Source organism: Enterobacter cloacae complex sp. HYC042_NIDB (assembly GCF_056673315.1).
Genome location: NZ_CP109650.1, coordinates 2,530,342 through 2,547,744, shown reverse-complemented (window position 1 = coordinate 2,547,744; position 17,403 = coordinate 2,530,342). Strand labels below are relative to the sequence as shown.

Annotated in this window: 18 protein-coding genes; 3 read left to right on the top strand and 15 right to left on the bottom strand. The window is 56.4% G+C overall.

Going from position 1 to position 17,403, the window contains the following annotated elements; all coding sequences use genetic code 11:
• Positions 1-53: 53 nt before the first annotated feature.
• Positions 54-809 carry a DeoR/GlpR family DNA-binding transcription regulator gene (locus tag OKF39_RS12220; RefSeq protein ID WP_479982961.1) on the bottom strand — a complete coding sequence of 252 codons (756 nt, stop codon included), beginning with the start codon at positions 807-809 and terminating at the stop codon, positions 54-56.
• 86 nt (positions 810-895) lie between these two features.
• On the opposite strand from OKF39_RS12220, the gene OKF39_RS12215 reads away from it, so the two are divergent.
• Both OKF39_RS12215 and tam read left to right on the top strand, forming a co-directional pair.
• On the top strand, positions 896-1,480 hold the full coding sequence (locus OKF39_RS12215; protein ID WP_479982960.1) for a GDP-mannose pyrophosphatase: 585 nt from the start codon (positions 896-898) through the stop codon (positions 1,478-1,480).
• A gap of 83 nt (positions 1,481-1,563) precedes the next feature.
• Complete coding sequence (gene tam, locus OKF39_RS12210; RefSeq protein ID WP_045260523.1) at positions 1,564-2,322, top strand: trans-aconitate 2-methyltransferase; 759 nt, start codon at positions 1,564-1,566, stop codon at positions 2,320-2,322.
• A gap of 6 nt (positions 2,323-2,328) precedes the next feature.
• On the opposite strand, the gene OKF39_RS12205 is transcribed toward tam, so the two are convergent.
• The 6 genes from OKF39_RS12205 to OKF39_RS12180 form a co-directional block, all read right to left on the bottom strand.
• Positions 2,329-3,519 carry a cytochrome c biogenesis protein/redoxin gene (locus OKF39_RS12205; RefSeq protein WP_479982959.1) on the bottom strand — a complete coding sequence of 397 codons (1,191 nt, stop codon included), beginning with the start codon at positions 3,517-3,519 and terminating at the stop codon, positions 2,329-2,331.
• 136 nt (positions 3,520-3,655) lie between these two features.
• Positions 3,656-4,954 (bottom strand): ATP-binding protein, encoded by a 1,299-nt coding sequence (locus OKF39_RS12200; RefSeq protein ID WP_479982958.1) that lies wholly within the window; start codon positions 4,952-4,954, stop codon positions 3,656-3,658.
• On the bottom strand, positions 4,951-5,691 hold the full coding sequence (locus OKF39_RS12195) for a response regulator (RefSeq protein ID WP_049137820.1): 741 nt from the start codon (positions 5,689-5,691) through the stop codon (positions 4,951-4,953). The genes OKF39_RS12200 and OKF39_RS12195 overlap by 4 nt, the downstream gene beginning before the upstream one ends.
• Positions 5,692-5,735: 44 nt before the next feature.
• Complete coding sequence (locus tag OKF39_RS12190; protein ID WP_048958215.1) at positions 5,736-6,731, bottom strand: alpha/beta fold hydrolase; 996 nt, start codon at positions 6,729-6,731, stop codon at positions 5,736-5,738.
• A gap of 145 nt (positions 6,732-6,876) precedes the next feature.
• A complete protein-coding gene (locus OKF39_RS12185) occupies positions 6,877-7,317 on the bottom strand; it encodes an N-acetyltransferase family protein (RefSeq protein WP_479982957.1) in 441 nt (146 codons plus the stop codon).
• Positions 7,318-7,329: 12 nt separating this feature from the next.
• Positions 7,330-7,800, bottom strand: a complete 471-nt coding sequence (locus tag OKF39_RS12180) for a GNAT family N-acetyltransferase (RefSeq protein WP_048958818.1) — start codon at positions 7,798-7,800, stop codon at positions 7,330-7,332.
• 144 nt (positions 7,801-7,944) lie between these two features.
• Here OKF39_RS12180 and OKF39_RS12175 point away from each other — a divergent pair, with 144 nt between their 5' ends.
• Entirely contained in the window at positions 7,945-8,493 is a 549-nt protein-coding gene (locus OKF39_RS12175; protein ID WP_028013154.1) for a GNAT family N-acetyltransferase, read from the top strand.
• Here the strand turns inward: OKF39_RS12175 and OKF39_RS12170 are convergent.
• The 8 genes from OKF39_RS12170 to sad form a co-directional block, all read right to left on the bottom strand.
• The gene (locus OKF39_RS12170; RefSeq protein ID WP_028013153.1) at positions 8,481-9,395 is read right to left on the bottom strand and encodes a bestrophin family protein; all 915 of its coding nucleotides are present in this window, start codon (positions 9,393-9,395) and stop codon (positions 8,481-8,483) included. The two genes, OKF39_RS12175 and OKF39_RS12170, sit on opposite strands and share 13 nt — an antisense overlap.
• 200 nt (positions 9,396-9,595) lie before the next feature.
• Positions 9,596-11,047 carry a tagaturonate reductase gene (locus OKF39_RS12165; RefSeq protein WP_479982956.1) on the bottom strand — a complete coding sequence of 484 codons (1,452 nt, stop codon included), beginning with the start codon at positions 11,045-11,047 and terminating at the stop codon, positions 9,596-9,598.
• A 116-nt stretch (positions 11,048-11,163) separates the two neighbouring features.
• Positions 11,164-11,691, bottom strand: a complete 528-nt coding sequence (locus OKF39_RS12160; RefSeq protein WP_045260516.1) for a GNAT family N-acetyltransferase — start codon at positions 11,689-11,691, stop codon at positions 11,164-11,166.
• 82 nt (positions 11,692-11,773) lie between these two features.
• Positions 11,774-12,739: a sensor domain-containing diguanylate cyclase gene (locus OKF39_RS12155; protein WP_028013150.1), complete on the bottom strand. Its 966-nt coding sequence runs from the start codon at positions 12,737-12,739 to the stop codon at positions 11,774-11,776.
• 170 nt (positions 12,740-12,909) lie between these two features.
• Entirely contained in the window at positions 12,910-13,272 is a 363-nt protein-coding gene (locus OKF39_RS12150) for a DUF4186 domain-containing protein (protein WP_045260515.1), read from the bottom strand.
• The gene (gene glsB / locus OKF39_RS12145; protein WP_153656315.1) at positions 13,272-14,174 is read right to left on the bottom strand and encodes a glutaminase B; all 903 of its coding nucleotides are present in this window, start codon (positions 14,172-14,174) and stop codon (positions 13,272-13,274) included. Before glsB ends, OKF39_RS12150 begins: the two co-directional genes overlap by 1 nt.
• 86 nt (positions 14,175-14,260) lie before the next feature.
• Positions 14,261-15,850, bottom strand: a complete 1,590-nt coding sequence (locus OKF39_RS12140) for a methyl-accepting chemotaxis protein (RefSeq protein ID WP_069732966.1) — start codon at positions 15,848-15,850, stop codon at positions 14,261-14,263.
• A 107-nt stretch (positions 15,851-15,957) separates the two neighbouring features.
• Positions 15,958-17,346, bottom strand: a complete 1,389-nt coding sequence (sad, locus tag OKF39_RS12135) for a succinate-semialdehyde dehydrogenase (RefSeq protein ID WP_479982955.1) — start codon at positions 17,344-17,346, stop codon at positions 15,958-15,960.
• Between the last annotated feature and the right edge of the window lie 57 nt (positions 17,347-17,403).

The window sequence follows — 17,403 nt, the reverse complement described above, 5'->3', positions numbered from 1 at the left end:
ATTTCACCCGCTTGCGAGTACCCGCGCCAGCCAGTTTTCTGGCTGGCTCACGCTCAGGCCAATACGACCGATACCCCTTTTTCCGATACCGCATTGACCCAGCCGCGGTCGGTATCGCCTTCGACGACAATCGTATTCGCCAGCGCCACATCGCCAATAACAAATGATGACGCCGTATTTATTTTTTCCGGCGACGCCAGGACAACCGTCTCGGCGGCTCTGCCGGAAAATGCACGTTTGATGCACGCCTCTTCGAAATCTCCGGTCGTCAGCCCTGCTTCCGGATGGATACCGGTCACGCCCATAAAGAACAGATCCGCATGAATGTTTTCGATACCTTCGATGGCAGCCGCGCCAACGGCGACAATCGAGTGTTTATACAAACGGCCGCCGATCAGAATCACCTCGATGGAAGGATGATTAACAAGCCCCAGGGCAATGCTCGGACTGTGCGTCACCACGGTAATACGCAGGTCACGCGGTAAAAAAGCGAGCAATTCTGAAGTGGTCGTTCCACCGTCAACGATCACCACCTGGCCCGAAGAAATCAGCTGTGCCCCCTTCTGCGCCACCTTTCTTTTGGCATCCATTTTAACGGACTGTCGTTCCGCGAAAGGCACAGTAGCGGAAGACGACGGCAGCGCGCCGCCGTGAACCCGCTGTAAACGCCCTTCTGCCGCCAGCTCGCGCAAATCGCGTCGGATGGTGTCTTCAGAGACGTCGAAGAGAACGCTAAGCGCTTTTGACTGGACTTGACCTTCGGCACCGAGCTTTTCAAGGATCAACTGTTTTCGCTGACTGGTGAGCATGATGTATTCCTGATGTTGCATGTTTAATCTTGAAAATGCACGATAGTGCTGGTATTGATAGTTACTCTACGTAAGGAGGACGAAACGTGCAATCAAAACGTGCAGATGTGCGCATCATTGACAGTGAAACCCTGTCCGATAACTGGTACTTACTTAAAAAATATACCTTTGACCTGCAAAGACGCGATGGCGAATGGCAGCGGCAAACGCGTGAAGTTTATGACCGGGGGAACGGCGCTACGATCCTGCTCTACAACCGTGACCAAAAAACGGTGATTCTGACCCGCCAGTTCCGCTTCCCGGTCTTTATTAATGGCCATGAGGACAATCTGATTGAGGCGGCGGCCGGCCTGCTTGATAACATGGATCCGGAAAGCCGCATTAGAGCAGAGGCGGAAGAAGAGACCGGGTTTAATGTGTCGAGCGTGCAGAAAATCTTTGAAGCCTACATGAGCCCAGGCTCCGTAACGGAGAAACTCTATTTCTATATTGCCGAGTATCAGCCGAAGGACAAAACCAGCGCAGGCGGCGGTATCAAAGCGGAGGGAGAAGATATCGACGTGCTGGAAATGCCCTTTGAAGAGGCCTTGCGGGGAATTGATATGGGCAAAATCGTCGACGGAAAAACCATCATGCTGCTCTACCATATTGCACTGAAAGGCATTCTGTAACCTGCCGGTCGCCCGACGCCTGTCCCGGTGCAGGTGTCGGCCTGTGCTATCCTTGCTGAAACACGCAAAACGGAGATCTGAAGATGGCCGACTGGAACCCTTCGCTTTATCTGCAATACGGCGCTGAACGAACGCGCCCTGCCGCCGAGCTGCTTGCCAGAATTCCCCTGAGTGACGTTGCCACCATTGCCGATTTGGGCTGCGGGCCGGGAAACAGCACCGCGCTGTTGCAGCATCGCTGGCCAAAAGCGCAGATTGTCGGCGTCGATAACTCACCGGCTATGCTGGAAGAGGCGCGCAGCGCACTGCCCGACTGTCAGTTCGTTGAGGCCGATATCCGCCAGTTCAGGCCAGGCCAGCCGTTGAACCTCATCTATGCGAACGCATCCCTACAGTGGATACCTGACCATTACGATCTCCTGCCGCATCTGGCGTCACTGCTCGCGCTCAATGGCGTGCTGGCGATCCAGATGCCGGACAACTGGCTTGAGCCCACGCATGTGGCGATGCGTGAGGTGGCGCTGGAGCAAGGCTACCCGGACCGTGGCCGCGAGCCGCTGCCTGGCGTGCATGCCTATTACGATATCCTGTCGGAGGCCGGCTGCGATGTGGATATCTGGCGGACAACCTATTTCCATAAAATGAGTTCGCACCAGGCCATTATTGACTGGGTCAGCGCGACCGGTTTACGCCCGTGGCTCCAGGAACTGAACGAGAGCGAGCAGCAACGTTTCCTGAAACGCTACCATGAACTGCTGGAAGAGCAGTATCCGCTCCAGGAAAATGGGCAGATACTGCTGGCTTTTCCTCGACTGTTTATGGTTGCCCAGCGTCAGCCCTGAACGGCGCTATGAACGGGCCTCTTTGAGCAGCTGCTGGATAACCTTTTCCTGCTGCTCATAATTCCCTTCGCCAAACGAGGTATAGCGTAGCTGACCTTTAGCATCGAAATAGTAGTGCGCGGGCCAGTACTGGTTGCCGAAAGCGTTCCAGATCTGATAGTTGTTGTCCGTCACAACCCGGTACGGCAGTTGCCACTTATTTACCGCGTTTTTCACCGAGGCGATCGGTTTCTCCCAGGGGTATTCAGGCGTGTGTACCCCTATGACGACCAGGCCCTGAGACTGGTATTTTGTTGCCCAGTCGCGCACGTGCGGAAGCGTATGCTGGCAGTTAATACAGTCCCAGGTCCAGAAATCGATCAGAACCACCTTCCCGCGCAACGATTCAGACGTGACAGGGTCACCATTTACCCACCCTGTCCCACCGCTTAATGAAGGCAGCTGGCTGCTGGGCTCGGTCATGACGACCGGTTGAAGCTTCGCCGGTTGCGCGACGGGCTTTGCCAGATTCAGCAGCGCGGTTTCAAGACGATTCGCGACGCCGTTTGCGCCTTGCAGAACAGACGTCATCCCCGTTGCGTTAAAGACGACGGCCGCTAACATCACCACGCCTGCCCCCTGACGTAATTTTTCCATCAGCGCAGATCTTGCTCTCAGCGGCGCCATCAGCGTGCGGCCTCCGAAAACGAGCAGGCCCAGCATCAGCGCGCAGCCGCTACCATAGGCGGCCAGCAAGGCTCCTGTGGCAATGGCCGAGTGTCCGGCAATATTGATGATGAAAATGGTGCCCAGAATCGGTCCCGCGCAGGGAGACCAGAGCAGCCCGACGGCAAGCCCGGCCAGAAAAGCCGATGCCATACCACGCGTTTGCCCGCTTCGGGTGTTGAGGACATTCCCCGCGCTGACTGCCGGCCCGGCGATACGCTGGGCAAAGGCCGGAAAAATTAAGGCCAGTGCGGCCGTGGCCAGGACGATAAGCGCGATCCAGCGCCCGACGATAGTTGCCTCTGCTATCCACTCGCTGGCGACGGTGACGACCATCGCCACCAGGGTGAACATGACGATCATCCCCGCGAGCAGCGCCAGAATATGTCGCCGCTGCCCCTGAAAACCGGCGAACAGGAGAGGAATTACCGGGAGCGTACATGGACTGAGCAGGCTTATCATCCCGCCCAGGAAAGCAATTATCAGAAACATAGACACCTCACAATACAAGTCCTGCGACGCTGCAGTGAGGCTATTTCATCGTGCGGATGTGTTCAGGATATGTGTAAAAGCGTGGGTTTTTGTCTGGCTCTGTATCGGCCTCGCGGGGAGATACAGAACCGTACAATTAAAGGCGCGGGAGAGTAATCGAAACGTCCAGCCCGCCCTCTGCGCGGTTCTCCAGCTTTAGCTTTCCGCCCAGCTGAGCGGTGAGCTGCTCTGCGATCGCCAGGCCGAGTCCTGTCCCGCCGGTGTCGCGGTTGCGTGATGTTTCTACCCGATAAAACGGCTGTAATACCGCCTCCAGCTCGGCATCCGGTATCCCAGGCCCGCCGTCCATGATATGAATCACCACCTCTCCGGCAGCCGAGTCATCAATGCTAATGGTGGCGTAGTCGCCAAATTTCAGGGCGTTATCCAGCAGGTTGGTCAACACCCGGCGCAGCGCCTGTGGACGCGTAACGATGGGCAAACGGTTTTCGCCTGCCTGAAACTGCACGTTTTTACCGATGTCCTGATAATCGCAGGCGATGCTGTTTATCCAGGCGTTCAGCTCCAGCTTCAGCGAGGTCTCTTCCAGTGATTCTGATGACCGGGCATACGCAATACCCTCCCGCACCAGACGCGACATGTTATCAAGGTCGTTTAAGAGCTTGTCGCGCAGGTCAGGCTGATCCGCCATTTCAACACGAAGCTTCATGCGGGTAATGGGCGTCTGGAGATCGTGCGATATGGATGCCAGGATCTGCGCCCGCTCCCTGAGATAGGACTGAATGCGCGCCTGCATCGCGTTGAAGGCATGTGCTGCCCGCTGCACCTCGATCGGCCCCTTTTCCGTCATTGGCGAATTGGCAGCCGGGTCCAGGGAGTCTACCGCGCGGGTAAACTGTGAAAAAGGCCGTATCACCTGGCGTACGGCGATCCAGGAGCAGGCAGCCAGCACGAGCAACTGCAGAATAAGAACAACGGGCAGCCAGCTGGCGACCGGCGGCATCCGAGGGATCAGGTCAATGGTCAGCGGTGCGCCATCATGTAGCGTGAGATGCGCCTGGATATGTGAAATGGCGCCGGGAACGGCGGTGAAGCTGAGCGGGTACTGTTCCGCAAGCGTCGCTTTTAAGGTTCGGATGGCGTCCCGGGAGCGCTTGTCCGTCGGCGCGTTCCCGGGCTCTCCCGGCCCCAGAATATAGCGATAGTTACCCCGTTCAAGTCGCGGCAGCCAGGCCGCGCGCTCGCTGGCGGGTAAGCGGTCTAAAATAGCCACGCTGGTCGCGACATCGTATTCCAGATTACCGAGCATCACCGTTCGGGCGCTGTGCATTCGCTCTATCATGACCAGCGTCAGGCTCAGGGCATTGGCGAGCAACAGGCCGGGCAGCACGACGATCAGCAAGCGGGCCAGCAGCGAGCGAGGCCAGAGCGTCATTCGTTAGCCTCTATGATGGTGACCGGCATGGTAAACACATAGCCCTCGCTGCGCACGGTTTTGATATACGCGGGCGTACGGGCATCTTCATTCAGACGCTGGCGAACCCGGCTAACCAGCAGGTCGATTGATCGTTCAAACAGCTCGGCGTCACGCCCCTGTGTCAGGTTGAGCAGCTGATCGCGGGTCAGCACCCGCTGCGGGTGGTCAAGGAAAACGCGCAGCAGGCGATACTCCGCCCCGCTGAGCGCCACAATCACCCCTTCCGGGTCGATCAGGTGGCGGGCAACGGTATCGAGCTGCCATTCGCCGAACGTCACCAGCCGCCCTGCTTCCGTCACCTGTAAATTGGGCGGCATCGTGCGAAAACGGCGTAAAATCGCTTTGATACGCGCCAGCAATTCTCGCGCGACGAAAGGCTTTACGACGTAATCGTCGGCTCCCATTTCCAGACCCAGGATCCTGTCCGTCTCCTCGTTGCGCGCCGTCAGCATCAGGATGGGCAGATCTTTATATTTCCCGACGCGTAATTGCCGACACAGCGTAAGCCCATCGTCGCCGGGCATCATAACGTCCAGCACCACCAGGTCGATATGCTGCTTGTCCAGCACGACGCGCATCTCTTTGCCGTTTGCCGCGCCAGAGGCGCGATAACCGGACTTAACGAGATAGTCGATAATCAGTTCACGAATATCCCTGTCGTCATCGACGACAAGGATATGATCAATATGCTCCACCGAAATCTCCAGACCGAAGGGTAACGTACTGAAAATAGCACATTTCAGAGTTTGTCAGCGTCAACAACTGCCTTGACGAAATCCTGCGGATCTTCCTGAGGCGGATTGTGCCCCACGGTTGCGCCGAAGGTACGGTGTTCATACTTACCGGTGAATTTACCCGCGTAGGCCTGCGGTGCCGGATGCGGCGCCCCGTTGTTTCCGCCTTCGATGGTGATCGTCGGAACGGTGATATTCGGCAGCGTGGCCAGTTTTTGCTCGTAGGCGTCGTATTTGCGCTCGCCTTTTTCCAGCCCTAAGCGCCAGCGATAGTTGCTGAGCGTTACCGCAACGTGATCCGGGTTATCAAGGGATTTGGCGCTGGCGTTAAAGACAGCGTCGCTAAATTTCCAGTCAGGTGAGGCCTGAGACCAGATCAAACGAGCGAAGTCATGCGTGTTTTTGGCATAGCCTTCAGCGCCGCGCTCGGTGGCGAAATAGAACTGATACCACCACTGCTGCTCCGCTTTTGGCGGCAACGGCTGTTTACCAATTTGCTGGCTGCTGATGAGATAACCGCTTACCGAAACGAGCGACTTAACGCGCTCTGGCCACAGCGCCGCAACGATATCGGCCGTACGGGCACCCCAGTCATAGCCTGCAAACACCGCCTGCTTGATATTCAGGGCGTCCATCAGGTTCACGATATCTTTCGCCATCGCGGAAGGCTGGCCGTTGCGCGGCGTTTTTGCCGACAGGAAGCGCGTAGTGCCGTAGCCGCGTAGAGAAGGCACAATCACGCGATAGCCTTTTGCCGCCAGCGCAGGCGCGACTTCAGCGTAGCTGTGAATATCGTAGGGCCAGCCGTGTAACAGAATGACCGGTTGGCCGTCTTTAGGACCAATGTCGACATACCCGACGTTAAGATCGCCGGCGTTAATTTGCTGTGGACGATCGAAAGCCGCCGCTAAGTTAGTGCCGGTGACTTCGGCCTGACATGACATGACGGTGCCAAGGGAAACGGTGAGGGCAAGCGTTGAATAAGCGAGTTTGCTGAACATGTTGGTATCTCCGGTTGAGTACAATTCACGGGGATATAACAACAGTTCAATGTATAGCGGATATGTGCGGAAACGCGTTTATTGCAAGCCTGTGTATGTATCTGGAACACGGATACAGTGTGATACAAACACAGGCGTTTTTGCCTTAAAGGGAGAGACGATAGCGGACGTAATCGTCAGCGTCACCGTATCGATCGTAGAGTTTACGTGCCGGATTGTTCTCCCGGGTAACCCAGTAGAGCTTTGACCACCCTTCGCGCTTGCCTTCCGCTATCAAGGCATCAATCAGCGCCTTACCCGCTCCCGCGCCGCGCTCGGCTGCATCAACAAACAGATCTTCCAGATAGCAGATGGGCGCGGTTGACCAGGTTCCTTCGTGCAGAACACACATTGCGAAACCGATGACCTTTGCGTCTTTCTCTACCACCCGAGAGAACATCGGTGAATGCGCTGAAAGCGCCCTTTCCCATGTCGATGCGGTAACGGACTCCTCGAGGTAGCAATCATAAAAATGGGTATAGCCATCCCACAGCGGTCGCCACTGGGGATAGTCGTCTTCGCGTAGAGGTCTTACCGTGACAGCCATGCGTTCCTCACATTACAAGTCGATTGCCATTTCAAAACAGCGTAAATCAGCCCCCGCCATACGCGAGTGATGATAGTTTTCGCGCAGCGTCACAAACCCCAGCTTCTGATAAAAGGAGTGGGCGTTAGGCGTTGCATCCAGCCTTAGGCGGGTTATCCCCCGGCTGCGCGCCTCGTGTGTAAGCGCTTCGATAATTCGGGTCGCCATGCCTTTTCCGGTGGCTGAAGGCAAGGTGAATATGGCCTCCAGACAATGGGTATCAAGATCCAGATAGCCGGTAGCCGCAATGACGCCCTTCTCGTCTTCCACCACGTAAAAAGGGTAATCAATGACCATTTGACGGTAATGCTCGGGCATAAGATCCGGCGTCCAGCGTGCAATCACGTCAGCGTCGTAGCTGGTTTTGCAGCCGTGACGAATCGCCTGATTGCGTATATTCCAGAGTATTTCGGCTTCCTGTGGATGAGCAGTTCGTAACGTCATATCATCTCTTCAATATTTCGCCATGAAAGAGACGTTGCCCATTTTTGGTAGTGAATAACCACAGCACGCCTCACCAGAATGTGATAGAGATGAAAATACCAGAACGCAAACAAAAACATAACGCTTAAATAAGGAGATCCGCAGATGACAATACCGACCCTCACGACAGAACGTCTCCTGCTGAAACCGCTGGTCGCCGAAGATGCGGTTCAGATTCAAAAGCTGTATCCGCGCTGGGAGATCGTCCGCTATTTGGTCTCTTCCGTGCCCTGGCCCTACCCGGATAATGGCGCGGAAAACTATGTGAATAATGTCGCGCTGCCGGATATGGCAAAAGGGATAGCCTGGATCTGGAGCATCCGCCGTCGTGAGGTGCCGGATGCGTTGATGGGGATTATCTGTCTGTACGATGTTGACGATAATAACCGCGGATTCTGGCTGGCGCCGGAGTTTCAGGGACAGGGATATATGCGTGAGGCCAGCATTGCCGCGACGGATTACTGGTTTAATACGCTCAACAAACCCGTTTTGCGGGCGCCGAAGGCCGCCGCGAACAGCCGCTCCCGTCGTATTTCAGACAGCAGCGGCATGCGGCTCATCAGAACGGAAAAGAAAGCCTACGTCAGCGGGATATTGGACTCCGAACTGTGGGAGATCACCCGCGACGAGTGGAACGCCCATCAGGTCAGCTGATAGTGCTTATCCGGCATCAGCCTTTCCGGAATGTTCTCTTCATCGTTCATCTGTAGCAGATCGCGTTCCATCATGTTGCAGATGGCGTCCAGCGGAAGGTCGTTATCTTCTGTGCCAAACGGGTCTTCCAGCTCTTCCGCCAGGGTGTCCAGCGAGATAAAGGTGTATGAGATCAGCGCCGAGACAAACGGCGTCATGTAGTGCAGATCCACAACCAGCGCGAACGGCAGCATGATGCAGAACAGATACACCGTGCGGTGCAAAATCAGCGTATAGGCAAACGGCACTGGCGTTGTCGCAATCCGTTCACAGCCGGAAAGGACGATGGACATATCGTTCAGGCGGTTGTTCAGGCTGTGGAACAGGATGTCCGAAAGCTGCCCGTTACGCCGCCGCACGGCCAGCCACTCCCCCATGACCAGCAAAATACGGTTCGCCGGCGAGTTGGCGCCCATTACCTGAGCTAAAACGTCCGGGGCAAGATAGCGAGAGAGCTGATCAGCGTTCATTTCCCGGCGCAGGGTCATGCGCAGGCAGTTGGCAAAGGCGATCTGCAGGCGGACAAATTCCCCCAGGTGTTTATCGTCCGGCAAGGTGTTTTTTACCTCGCGAAACAGCGAGCGTGCCGCTATCATCAGTTGCCCCCACAGCTGGCGAGCCTCAACGTAGCGTGAATAGCAGGCGTTGTTTCTGAAACCAAGAAAGATTGCGATCGCCACGCCGAGAATGCTAAATGGCGCCACGGTAAATTTGATGCCCAGCGAGGTATACCACGGCAGCATCAGGATAACGGCGATAGAAAGCAGGAAGTTGAGCAGCAGTCGGGTATAGATTTTGGGGAGTACCGAACCGTGCCAGACGAAAATCAGTTGTAGCCAGTGCTGTTTAGGACGAACAATCATAGTGAGTTTCAGGCAAGAAAAGAGCGTGGCTATTAAACGTGATCCCCATCACGGTTGCAAGCATGTTAACGGAACATTGCATTCACTCACCTGAAGAATGAAAACCGCACGGTGCTGCATTTGATTTTAAAAACAGGGTAAAAAGTATGTTGTAACTAAAATAATGCCTGTTTAAACCCGGCCGAAGCCGGGTCACGTAATTAGCAAAGCGGCTTCACCGCTGCGCGCATGCCCTTCAGCAGAATGGCATCAAGATCCCGCGTCACCTGATCAACCAGACCGTCCACCTTCGTCAGGTCCTGCTCCCAGTGCGCTTCTACGCTCAGCACGGCGTGCACCAGTTCGCGGGTAGCGAGCTGATTATCGCGATGCTGCGCCCATAGCTGTTGATAACGTTCCAGCCAGAACGCATCATCCTGCACCGGATAGTTCTCTCCGTTACGCTCCGCGCGATAAAATGCGATCAGTGCCGCTAACGCAAACGTCAGACGCGCTGGCAGTTGACCTGAAGCCTTCTGCCCTGCCAGCAGCTGCGGAAGAATACGCGTGCGATACTTGGTCATGCCGTTGAGCGCGATGGAAAGCAGCTGGTGTCTGATGTAGGGATTTCGAAAACGCCCTGTTACCGCGCTGGCGAACGACTCCAGTTCGTCGCGGGGCAAATCGAGAACCGGAATAATCTCCTCATAAATTGCTTTTTCGACGAAAGCGCACACGTCTTCATCATTCATCGCCTCGCCAACCGTATCCAGCCCGGCCTGATAGGCCACCGGTACCAGCGCCGTGTGCGCACCGTTAAGAATGGCGACTTTACGCTCTTTATAGGGCTTGATGTCGTCGACAATCAACACGTTTAACGGGTACTTATCCAGGCGCAGTTCAACAGCCAGCGAGGCTGGCCCCTGAATTACAAACAGATAAAAGTGTTCAGCCGTGTCCAGGAACCCATCGTGATAACCCAGCTCGGCCTCAAGCGTGTCCACTTCATCGCGCGGGTAACCGGTTACGATACGGTCAACCAGCGTTGAGCAGAAGTGGTTTGCCTCGTTCAGCCACTGGATAAAGGCGGCAGGCAGCGCCCACTCCTGGGCATAGCGCAACACAAGTTCACGCAATGCGTCACCGTTGTAGTCAATCAGTTCACACGGAATGATAACCCAGCCCTTATCAGGCGCGCCGTTAAAGTGGCTAAAGCGCTCAAACAGCAGGCGCGTTAGCTTCGCCGGGAAGCTGACGGCAGGCGCATCGTCGAACTTATCCTCCGCGTGATAGCTGATTCCGGCTTCGGTGGTGTTCGAGAAAACAAAGCGCATATCCGGGCTGTGTGCCAGTTTCAGAAAGGCGTCGTAATCGTCGTAGACGCTGATTTCACGGTTAACAGAGCGGATAAGTCGGGCTTCGCTCACCTCTTCGCCCTGCTCATTCAGGCCACGAATAATGGTGGTGTATAACCCATCTTGCGTGTTCAGCGACGGCGGGAAGTCGCTCTGAATAGGACGAACGATAACCACACCGGCGTTGAGATCGGTATGTTCATTCAAAAGGTCAATTTGCCAGTCGACAAACGCACGCAGGAAATTGCCTTCGCCAAACTGAATAATGCGTTCGGGATACTGCGCACCGGGAAAATCACGACGGTTGAGCGTGTTCACAAGAGGGTTCCTTTTATGATTAGTCATACAGCATGATAAGATTGGTACGATAACTTATCAAAACTTTACGACCAGAAACCCTGTTTCGATCAATCCCCGGCGTGGTTGTGAAAAAATTATAAGAATTTATAGAACACCGACGTGGCCGTCATAGCGCCGTCCGGCATCAGGGCGTAGCGCGGGATCTCACCGACCTTTTGCCAGCCGGCACGCTGGTAGAAGGTTTCGGCGCCGCTGCCGGTGGAGGTATCGAGCACCAGAACCGAAATGTTTCTGGCCCGGGCCTCAGCTTCCAGCGCTTCCATCAGCGCCATTGCGGCCCCTTTTCGACGCGCTTTTTCATGAACCAGCAGCTTTGCCACGTCCGCACGGTGCGGCTGGTTTTCCGGCTGGTCGGTAATCAGTTGCACCGTGCCGATCACGCCCTCCTGCGGATCAATACTGGCCAGCACCACGCGCTCGTTGCGCCCTACGCTGTCAGCTATGCCGAGCCAGAATGAACGGGCCTTCTCCAGGTTAAAGGGCAGCATAAAGCTGACGGATGCGCCGCCGTTTACGCAGTTTTCGAGGATCCCGGCCAGCGCATCAAGATGGGTGAGAATGTCGTCGCGGGTGAGGTTTTTGATTTGCAGTGAGGTATTCATTTTTTGTCCTTACGTTGAATACCCTCACTTTGCATTTAACATTTCTTTAACGCAAACGGAACGGTCATATGCTTTTGTTATGTCATCTGGCCCGCTGCCGCTGCTGCTTCATGGCATACATTTTTTCATCGGCATCTTTAAGCCACTGCTGCAGGTCGTTGCCGTTATGATCGAATTCGCTCAGCCCCCAGGAGAACAGAAGCGACCACGGATGTAGCTTGCGTGCATTGTAGTTTTCGACCTGCTCGGCGAGATACTGCATGGCAATCCACGCGCCCTTCTCATCCGTATCAGCAAACAGCACGGCAAACTCATCGCCACCAAAACGAACCAGCATATCCGCTTCGCGGAAAGAGGCGCGCATCAGCTGCGCCATGGTCTTTAACGCCTTATCTCCCTCTTCGTGCCCGTAGCGATCGTTAATCTCCTTGAAACGATCCAGATCCAGCCAGCCGAGCGTTAACGGTTCCGCCCGGCGTCGGGCGATGGAGAGCGTGAACCGCACGAGCTGGTTAAAGCCCCGTCGGTTGAATAATCCGGTCAATTCATCCGTGGTCGCCGCGCTGATTGCCGCAAACTCATCTTCAGCCAGCGCGCCCAAATCCCCCAACACGGCGAGATCGGTCGCTGAGAACTCCCGCGGTGCGTAGTCAATCAGGCAAAGCGAGCCAACGCTTGCGCCGTTGCGTAAGCGCAGCGGAAAGCCTGCGTAAAACCGCACGCGAGGTTCGCCGGCCACCAGCGGGTTATCCGCAAAACGATCGTCCTGAAGCATATCCCCGACGATCAGCGGTGCTTCGGTGAGGATGGTATGGCCACAAAAAGAGATGTTGCGCGGAACGGAATCGGGTGCCTGCCCATCCGCCGACTTAACGATCAGCGTATGCTCATCAATAAGGTTGACCATGGCCAGCGGCACCTGGAAAAAGCGTTTTGCCAGACGCGTTAAGCGGTCAAACGCCGGGGAACTGTCAATCTCAAGCAGACCCGATTCGCGCAGCGCGTTAAGTCTGTCAATTTCATTTTCAGGTGTTGCAGGTGCTTTCATAATGTCTCCTGACGTAAAGCGTTACTCAAAGCGTAGCTTAAACCGAGACATTGTCAGCGTTCGACGTCCTGTTAAGCCGCTATCCATTTCACGTCAATGCGTTATGACGATTTGCTCGTCCGCCAGCCAGGTACGAGGCTGCAGGCGGTAAGCGCAGAACGCATTAAATATCATTTTTGGGCGTTCATCTGTATCACCAGCCAGCGGTGGATCACGCTGACGATATAATGTTGCTGCTGCGCGCTCAGCTGCACGCCCTGGGGAATGTTATGCCATTTTGCCAGACAGCCCCGGCAGCAGGTCGCGGTGGCATGCTGGGCGATAAACACCGGGTGGCCACGCATGGGCGTCTGCTTGCCGTCGTTTGCGGGTTGCGCGGGTGCAAGGCGTTTAGCGACAAAATCGGCGGCATGCTGGTCAATGGTTTCGGGGCCTTTGTCCCAGCAGTACTGTCGTTCCTTATTGCCTAAACGGAAGCGCGAGCGAAACGTCGATCGCGCCAGGCGGGAAAAGAGGGGATCCAGGTCAGACATCAGTATACAGAACGTCCCAGGCGTTGGGTCAGCTTCTCCAGAACCGCCACGCCGGCAAGTGAATTTCCCGTTTCATCCAGCTCCGGGCTCCAGACAGCAATCGCCATTTCATGCGGCACAATCGCCACCACCCCGCCGCCAACGCCCGATTTGGCCGGAAGGCCAACCCGCCAGGCAAACTCCCCGGCGTTCTGATACATGCCGCTGGTAGCCATCAGGGCGTTAACCTGACGCGCCTGAAGCGGGGAAACCACCTCCTGATCGAGATGCGGCGCGTGCCCCTGGTGTGCAAGAAACAGAAACGTCTGGGCCAGCTCAACGCAGTTCATCTTCAGGGCGCAGTAATGGAAGTAGTTTTGCAGCACGGTCGCCACGTCGTTGTGGAAGTTACCAAAGGATTTCATCAGCCAGGCGATAGCCGCGTTGCGGGCGGAGTGTTCAAACTCCGAGCGCGCCACCACTGAATCATAGGCAATGTCGTCCACGCCAGAAAGCTGACGAACAATCTCAAGCATTCGCTGACGCGGTGCGCTGAGGCGGCTTTGCAGCATATCGCAGACCACCAGCGCCCCGGCGTTGATAAAGGGGTTACGCGGTTTACCCTGCTCGATTTCGAGCTGAAGCAGTGAGTTAAAGGGCTGGCCGGACGGATCTTTTCCCACGCGCTGCCAGATCTCTTCTTCCTCATACTGGCGCATCGCCGCGACCAGACTCAGCACTTTAGAAATAGACTGAATAGAAAAGCGTTCAGTGGCATCGCCTGCCTGGTATCGCTGTCCGTCTATGGTACAGATAGCGATGCCCAGCTTATTCCCGCTCACCGAGGCAAGGGCCGGAATGTAGTCGGCTACCTTCCCCTTTCCTAATAACGGACGAACCTGCGCCAGAATCTCGTCCAGCATCTCATTATGGATGACCGCAGCCACTCTTTGCTCCTTGCCCTCAGGCTAAAACGGGCTGCGAGTATAACAGAGGCTAATGTATTGCGTCAGGCGCTAAGACGAAAACGCGAAACGGCCTGCAATAAAAGATCGGACTGCTTTTGCAGGCGTTCAGAGGCCTCCGAGGCGTCAGAAACCAGCAGATCCGTCTGGCGCGAGACCTGATTCAGCGCCTGAAGCTGGCGCGTCATCTGGTGAATACTTTCTCCCTGACTGAGCGTGGCGGTCGAGATTTCATTCAGCAAACTGCTTAAATTGCCCACCAGACCGGTGACCTGCTGCAGGTTCTCTTCCATCAGATTCACGGCGCGGGAGCCGTCTTCAATGCCCTGCACGGAGCGGTTGATCAACTCCTGAATGGTCTGCGTCGAGTGGCTGCTCTTTCGCGCCAGGAGCCCGACTTCCCGGGCGACGACGGCAAACCCGCGCCCCTGGTTTCCTGCATGGGCGGCCTCAATGGCGGCGTTGAGCGCCAGAATGTTAGTCTGAAACGCCACGCTGTCGATCATCGCCACGATCCCGCGCATCTCTGACGATCGCTCGACGATCGCCTGCATGGAGGCATTCACGGTCGACATCATCTGGTCGCCTCCTACGGCAGCCTGACGCGCTTCATCCGCGCGCGAGCTGGCGAGGCGGGCATAGCCGGTATTCCCTTCCACGTGGGTTTCCAGCGCCGCGATATGCGCTGTAACCTCCTCCAGCTCCTTTGCCTGACGCGCCGACTGCTGGTACAGCTTCTGGTTTCCCTCCGCGAGGGAGCCAATGTTCTCCACCATCGTGGCTGTGGCGTGGCTGACCTGCGTCACCAGCTGCTGCAAGCCGCGCTGCATGGTGGCAACGCTGTCGCTAAGCTGCCCCGTCTCCCGGTTAAAGCGCATCACGTTTGGCGGCGTGCCGGAGAGATCTCCAGCGGCCAGCCGGTTAATATGCGCAATAAGCCGACGCAGCGGCGTAATCACCCACCTGGACATGCCGAACCAGACGGCTGCGGCGATGGCGAGTAGCAGAACCGGTGCCAGCAGGAACAACGTTTGCAGACTGGAGAGCTGCGCCATTAAAGCCTGACGCCCCTGCATGGCCTGCTTCTCGCTGGCCTGCTGATAGCGCGCGTAGTTGTCGTTAAAGTCGGTCTGAAACGCCTGTGCCGGCACGGCAAAAAAGGCATCAATCGAATTGGTTCTGACAAGCGCTTCCGATTGCTCCTTAATGGCATCGTAGAAAAGCTGGTAACTATTAATCAGCGCCTCATCTTTTGGCGGGCTGAGCGCCAGCCAGGCCTTCCATGCCTGCTGAGAAACCGCCAGCGACTTTTGTGCGTCGTCCATCAGGCTGTGCCAGCTTCCTTCCGAGCCGGTTTCTTTATCCTGCATAAACCAGACGCCGGAGCGGTTGAGCAGATCGCTCGCCGCCAGCAGGGAGACGCGCGCCAGATCCAGCTTGCTCTGCTGCTGATACGCCAGCAGGTTTTGCCGTTCATTGCGCTGAGCTTCCTTCAGGGAGGCGTTCAGCAGAAAGGATGAGGAGAGCTGCAGCGCGGAGAAAAGGCCAATAATACAAAAGATACCCGTCAGCAGGCCAAACTGGCGAGGGATAAGACGCTGCGCAATACGGCGAAAAATTTGCGTTAGGTTCATAATTTTCTTCAGTAACAAGACGTTAGACGCGTGCGAGTCTACGAAACGAAAATGACAGAACCATTGCAGATAAATGACAACGGCCCTCGTGATGAGGGCCGAATAAATTACACGCGATCCTTCCACACCGTCTGCACATTACAGAACTCGTGCAAACCAAAATGGGAAAGCTCGCGGCCAAAGCCACTTTTCTTCACGCCACCAAAGGCCACGCGCGCGTCGCTGGCGCTGTATCCGTTGATAAACACCCCGCCGCACTCCAGCTCGCGAGAGAATTTATCCGCAAGCGCTGCGTCGGCGGTGAAGACCGTGGCAGACAGGCCAAAGTCGCTGTCATTGGCAAGCGTCAGGGCGTGCGCCGCGTCTTTCGCAACCGTAATGGCCGCGACCGGACCAAACAGCTCCTGGCGGAAGGCCGTCATCGATGGGGTGACGTTCGCCAGCACGGTTGGCGCGTAATAATTCCCCTCACCGCTGATTTTCTCTCCCCCCAGAAGCAGCGTTGCCCCTTCTGCCAGGCTCGCCTGCACCTGCTGATGCAGTTCATCGCGCAGATCATAGCGCGCCATCGGGCCAAGGTAGTTCTCTTCTTCATCCGGCGCGCCCATCTTTAACGCGGCGACGGCGTCAACGAAGCGTCGGGTAAAGGTGTCTGCAATACCCTCTTCCACAATGAACCGTTTGGCCGCCGCGCACACCTGCCCGGTATTCTGGTAGCGCCCTGCTACCGCCGCCTTCACGGCAAGATCCAGGTCGGCATCGTTGAGAACGATGAACGGGTCAGCCCCCCCCAGCTCAAGAACGCATTTTTTCAGCGCCGCCCCCGCCTGCGCGCCAATGGCTGCCCCGGCGCGCACGCTGCCGGTGACGGTTACCGCCGCAATGCGACGATCGTTAATCGCCTGGCTTACGCCGTCATTGGTGGCGTTCACCCAGCCGAATACCCCTTCAGGGAAGCCGGCGTCCGCAAAAATCTGCGCGATAAGTTCCGCCGAGCCGAGCACGTTGGGCGCGTGTTTGAGCAGATAGCTGTTACCTGCCAGCAGGATCGGCACCGCGCCGCGCAGCACCTGCCAGAGCGGGAAGTTCCACGGCATCACCGCCAGAATTGGCCCCAGCGGACGATACTCGATGACCGCGTTGTTATTCTCGACCTGCGTGGGTTCAGCATTCAGCATCGCCGGGCCATGTTCGGCATACCAGTCGCAAAGGCCCGCTGATTTCGCCACTTCCGCCCGCGCCTGCTGAATGGGTTTTCCCATCTCGCGGGACATCATCCGGGCCATCTCTTCCGCGCGACCGCGCAGCGCGGTGCCGAGATCGCGCAGCTTCTGCGCCCGGTGGGCTACGCTTTCGCACCGCCAGTGACGAAAGCCCGCATCAGCCAGCGCGATGGCACGTTCAACCTCTTCCTGCGTCGCCCACGGATACGAGGCGAGCGTTTCGCCCGTTGCAGGGTTAACGGACAGAGCATGTGTAGCAGATGAATATTTCATGATGTTCTCCACGCATTTCGGTTGATTAAGTGTGGCTCACTCTGCTATTTCTTAAAA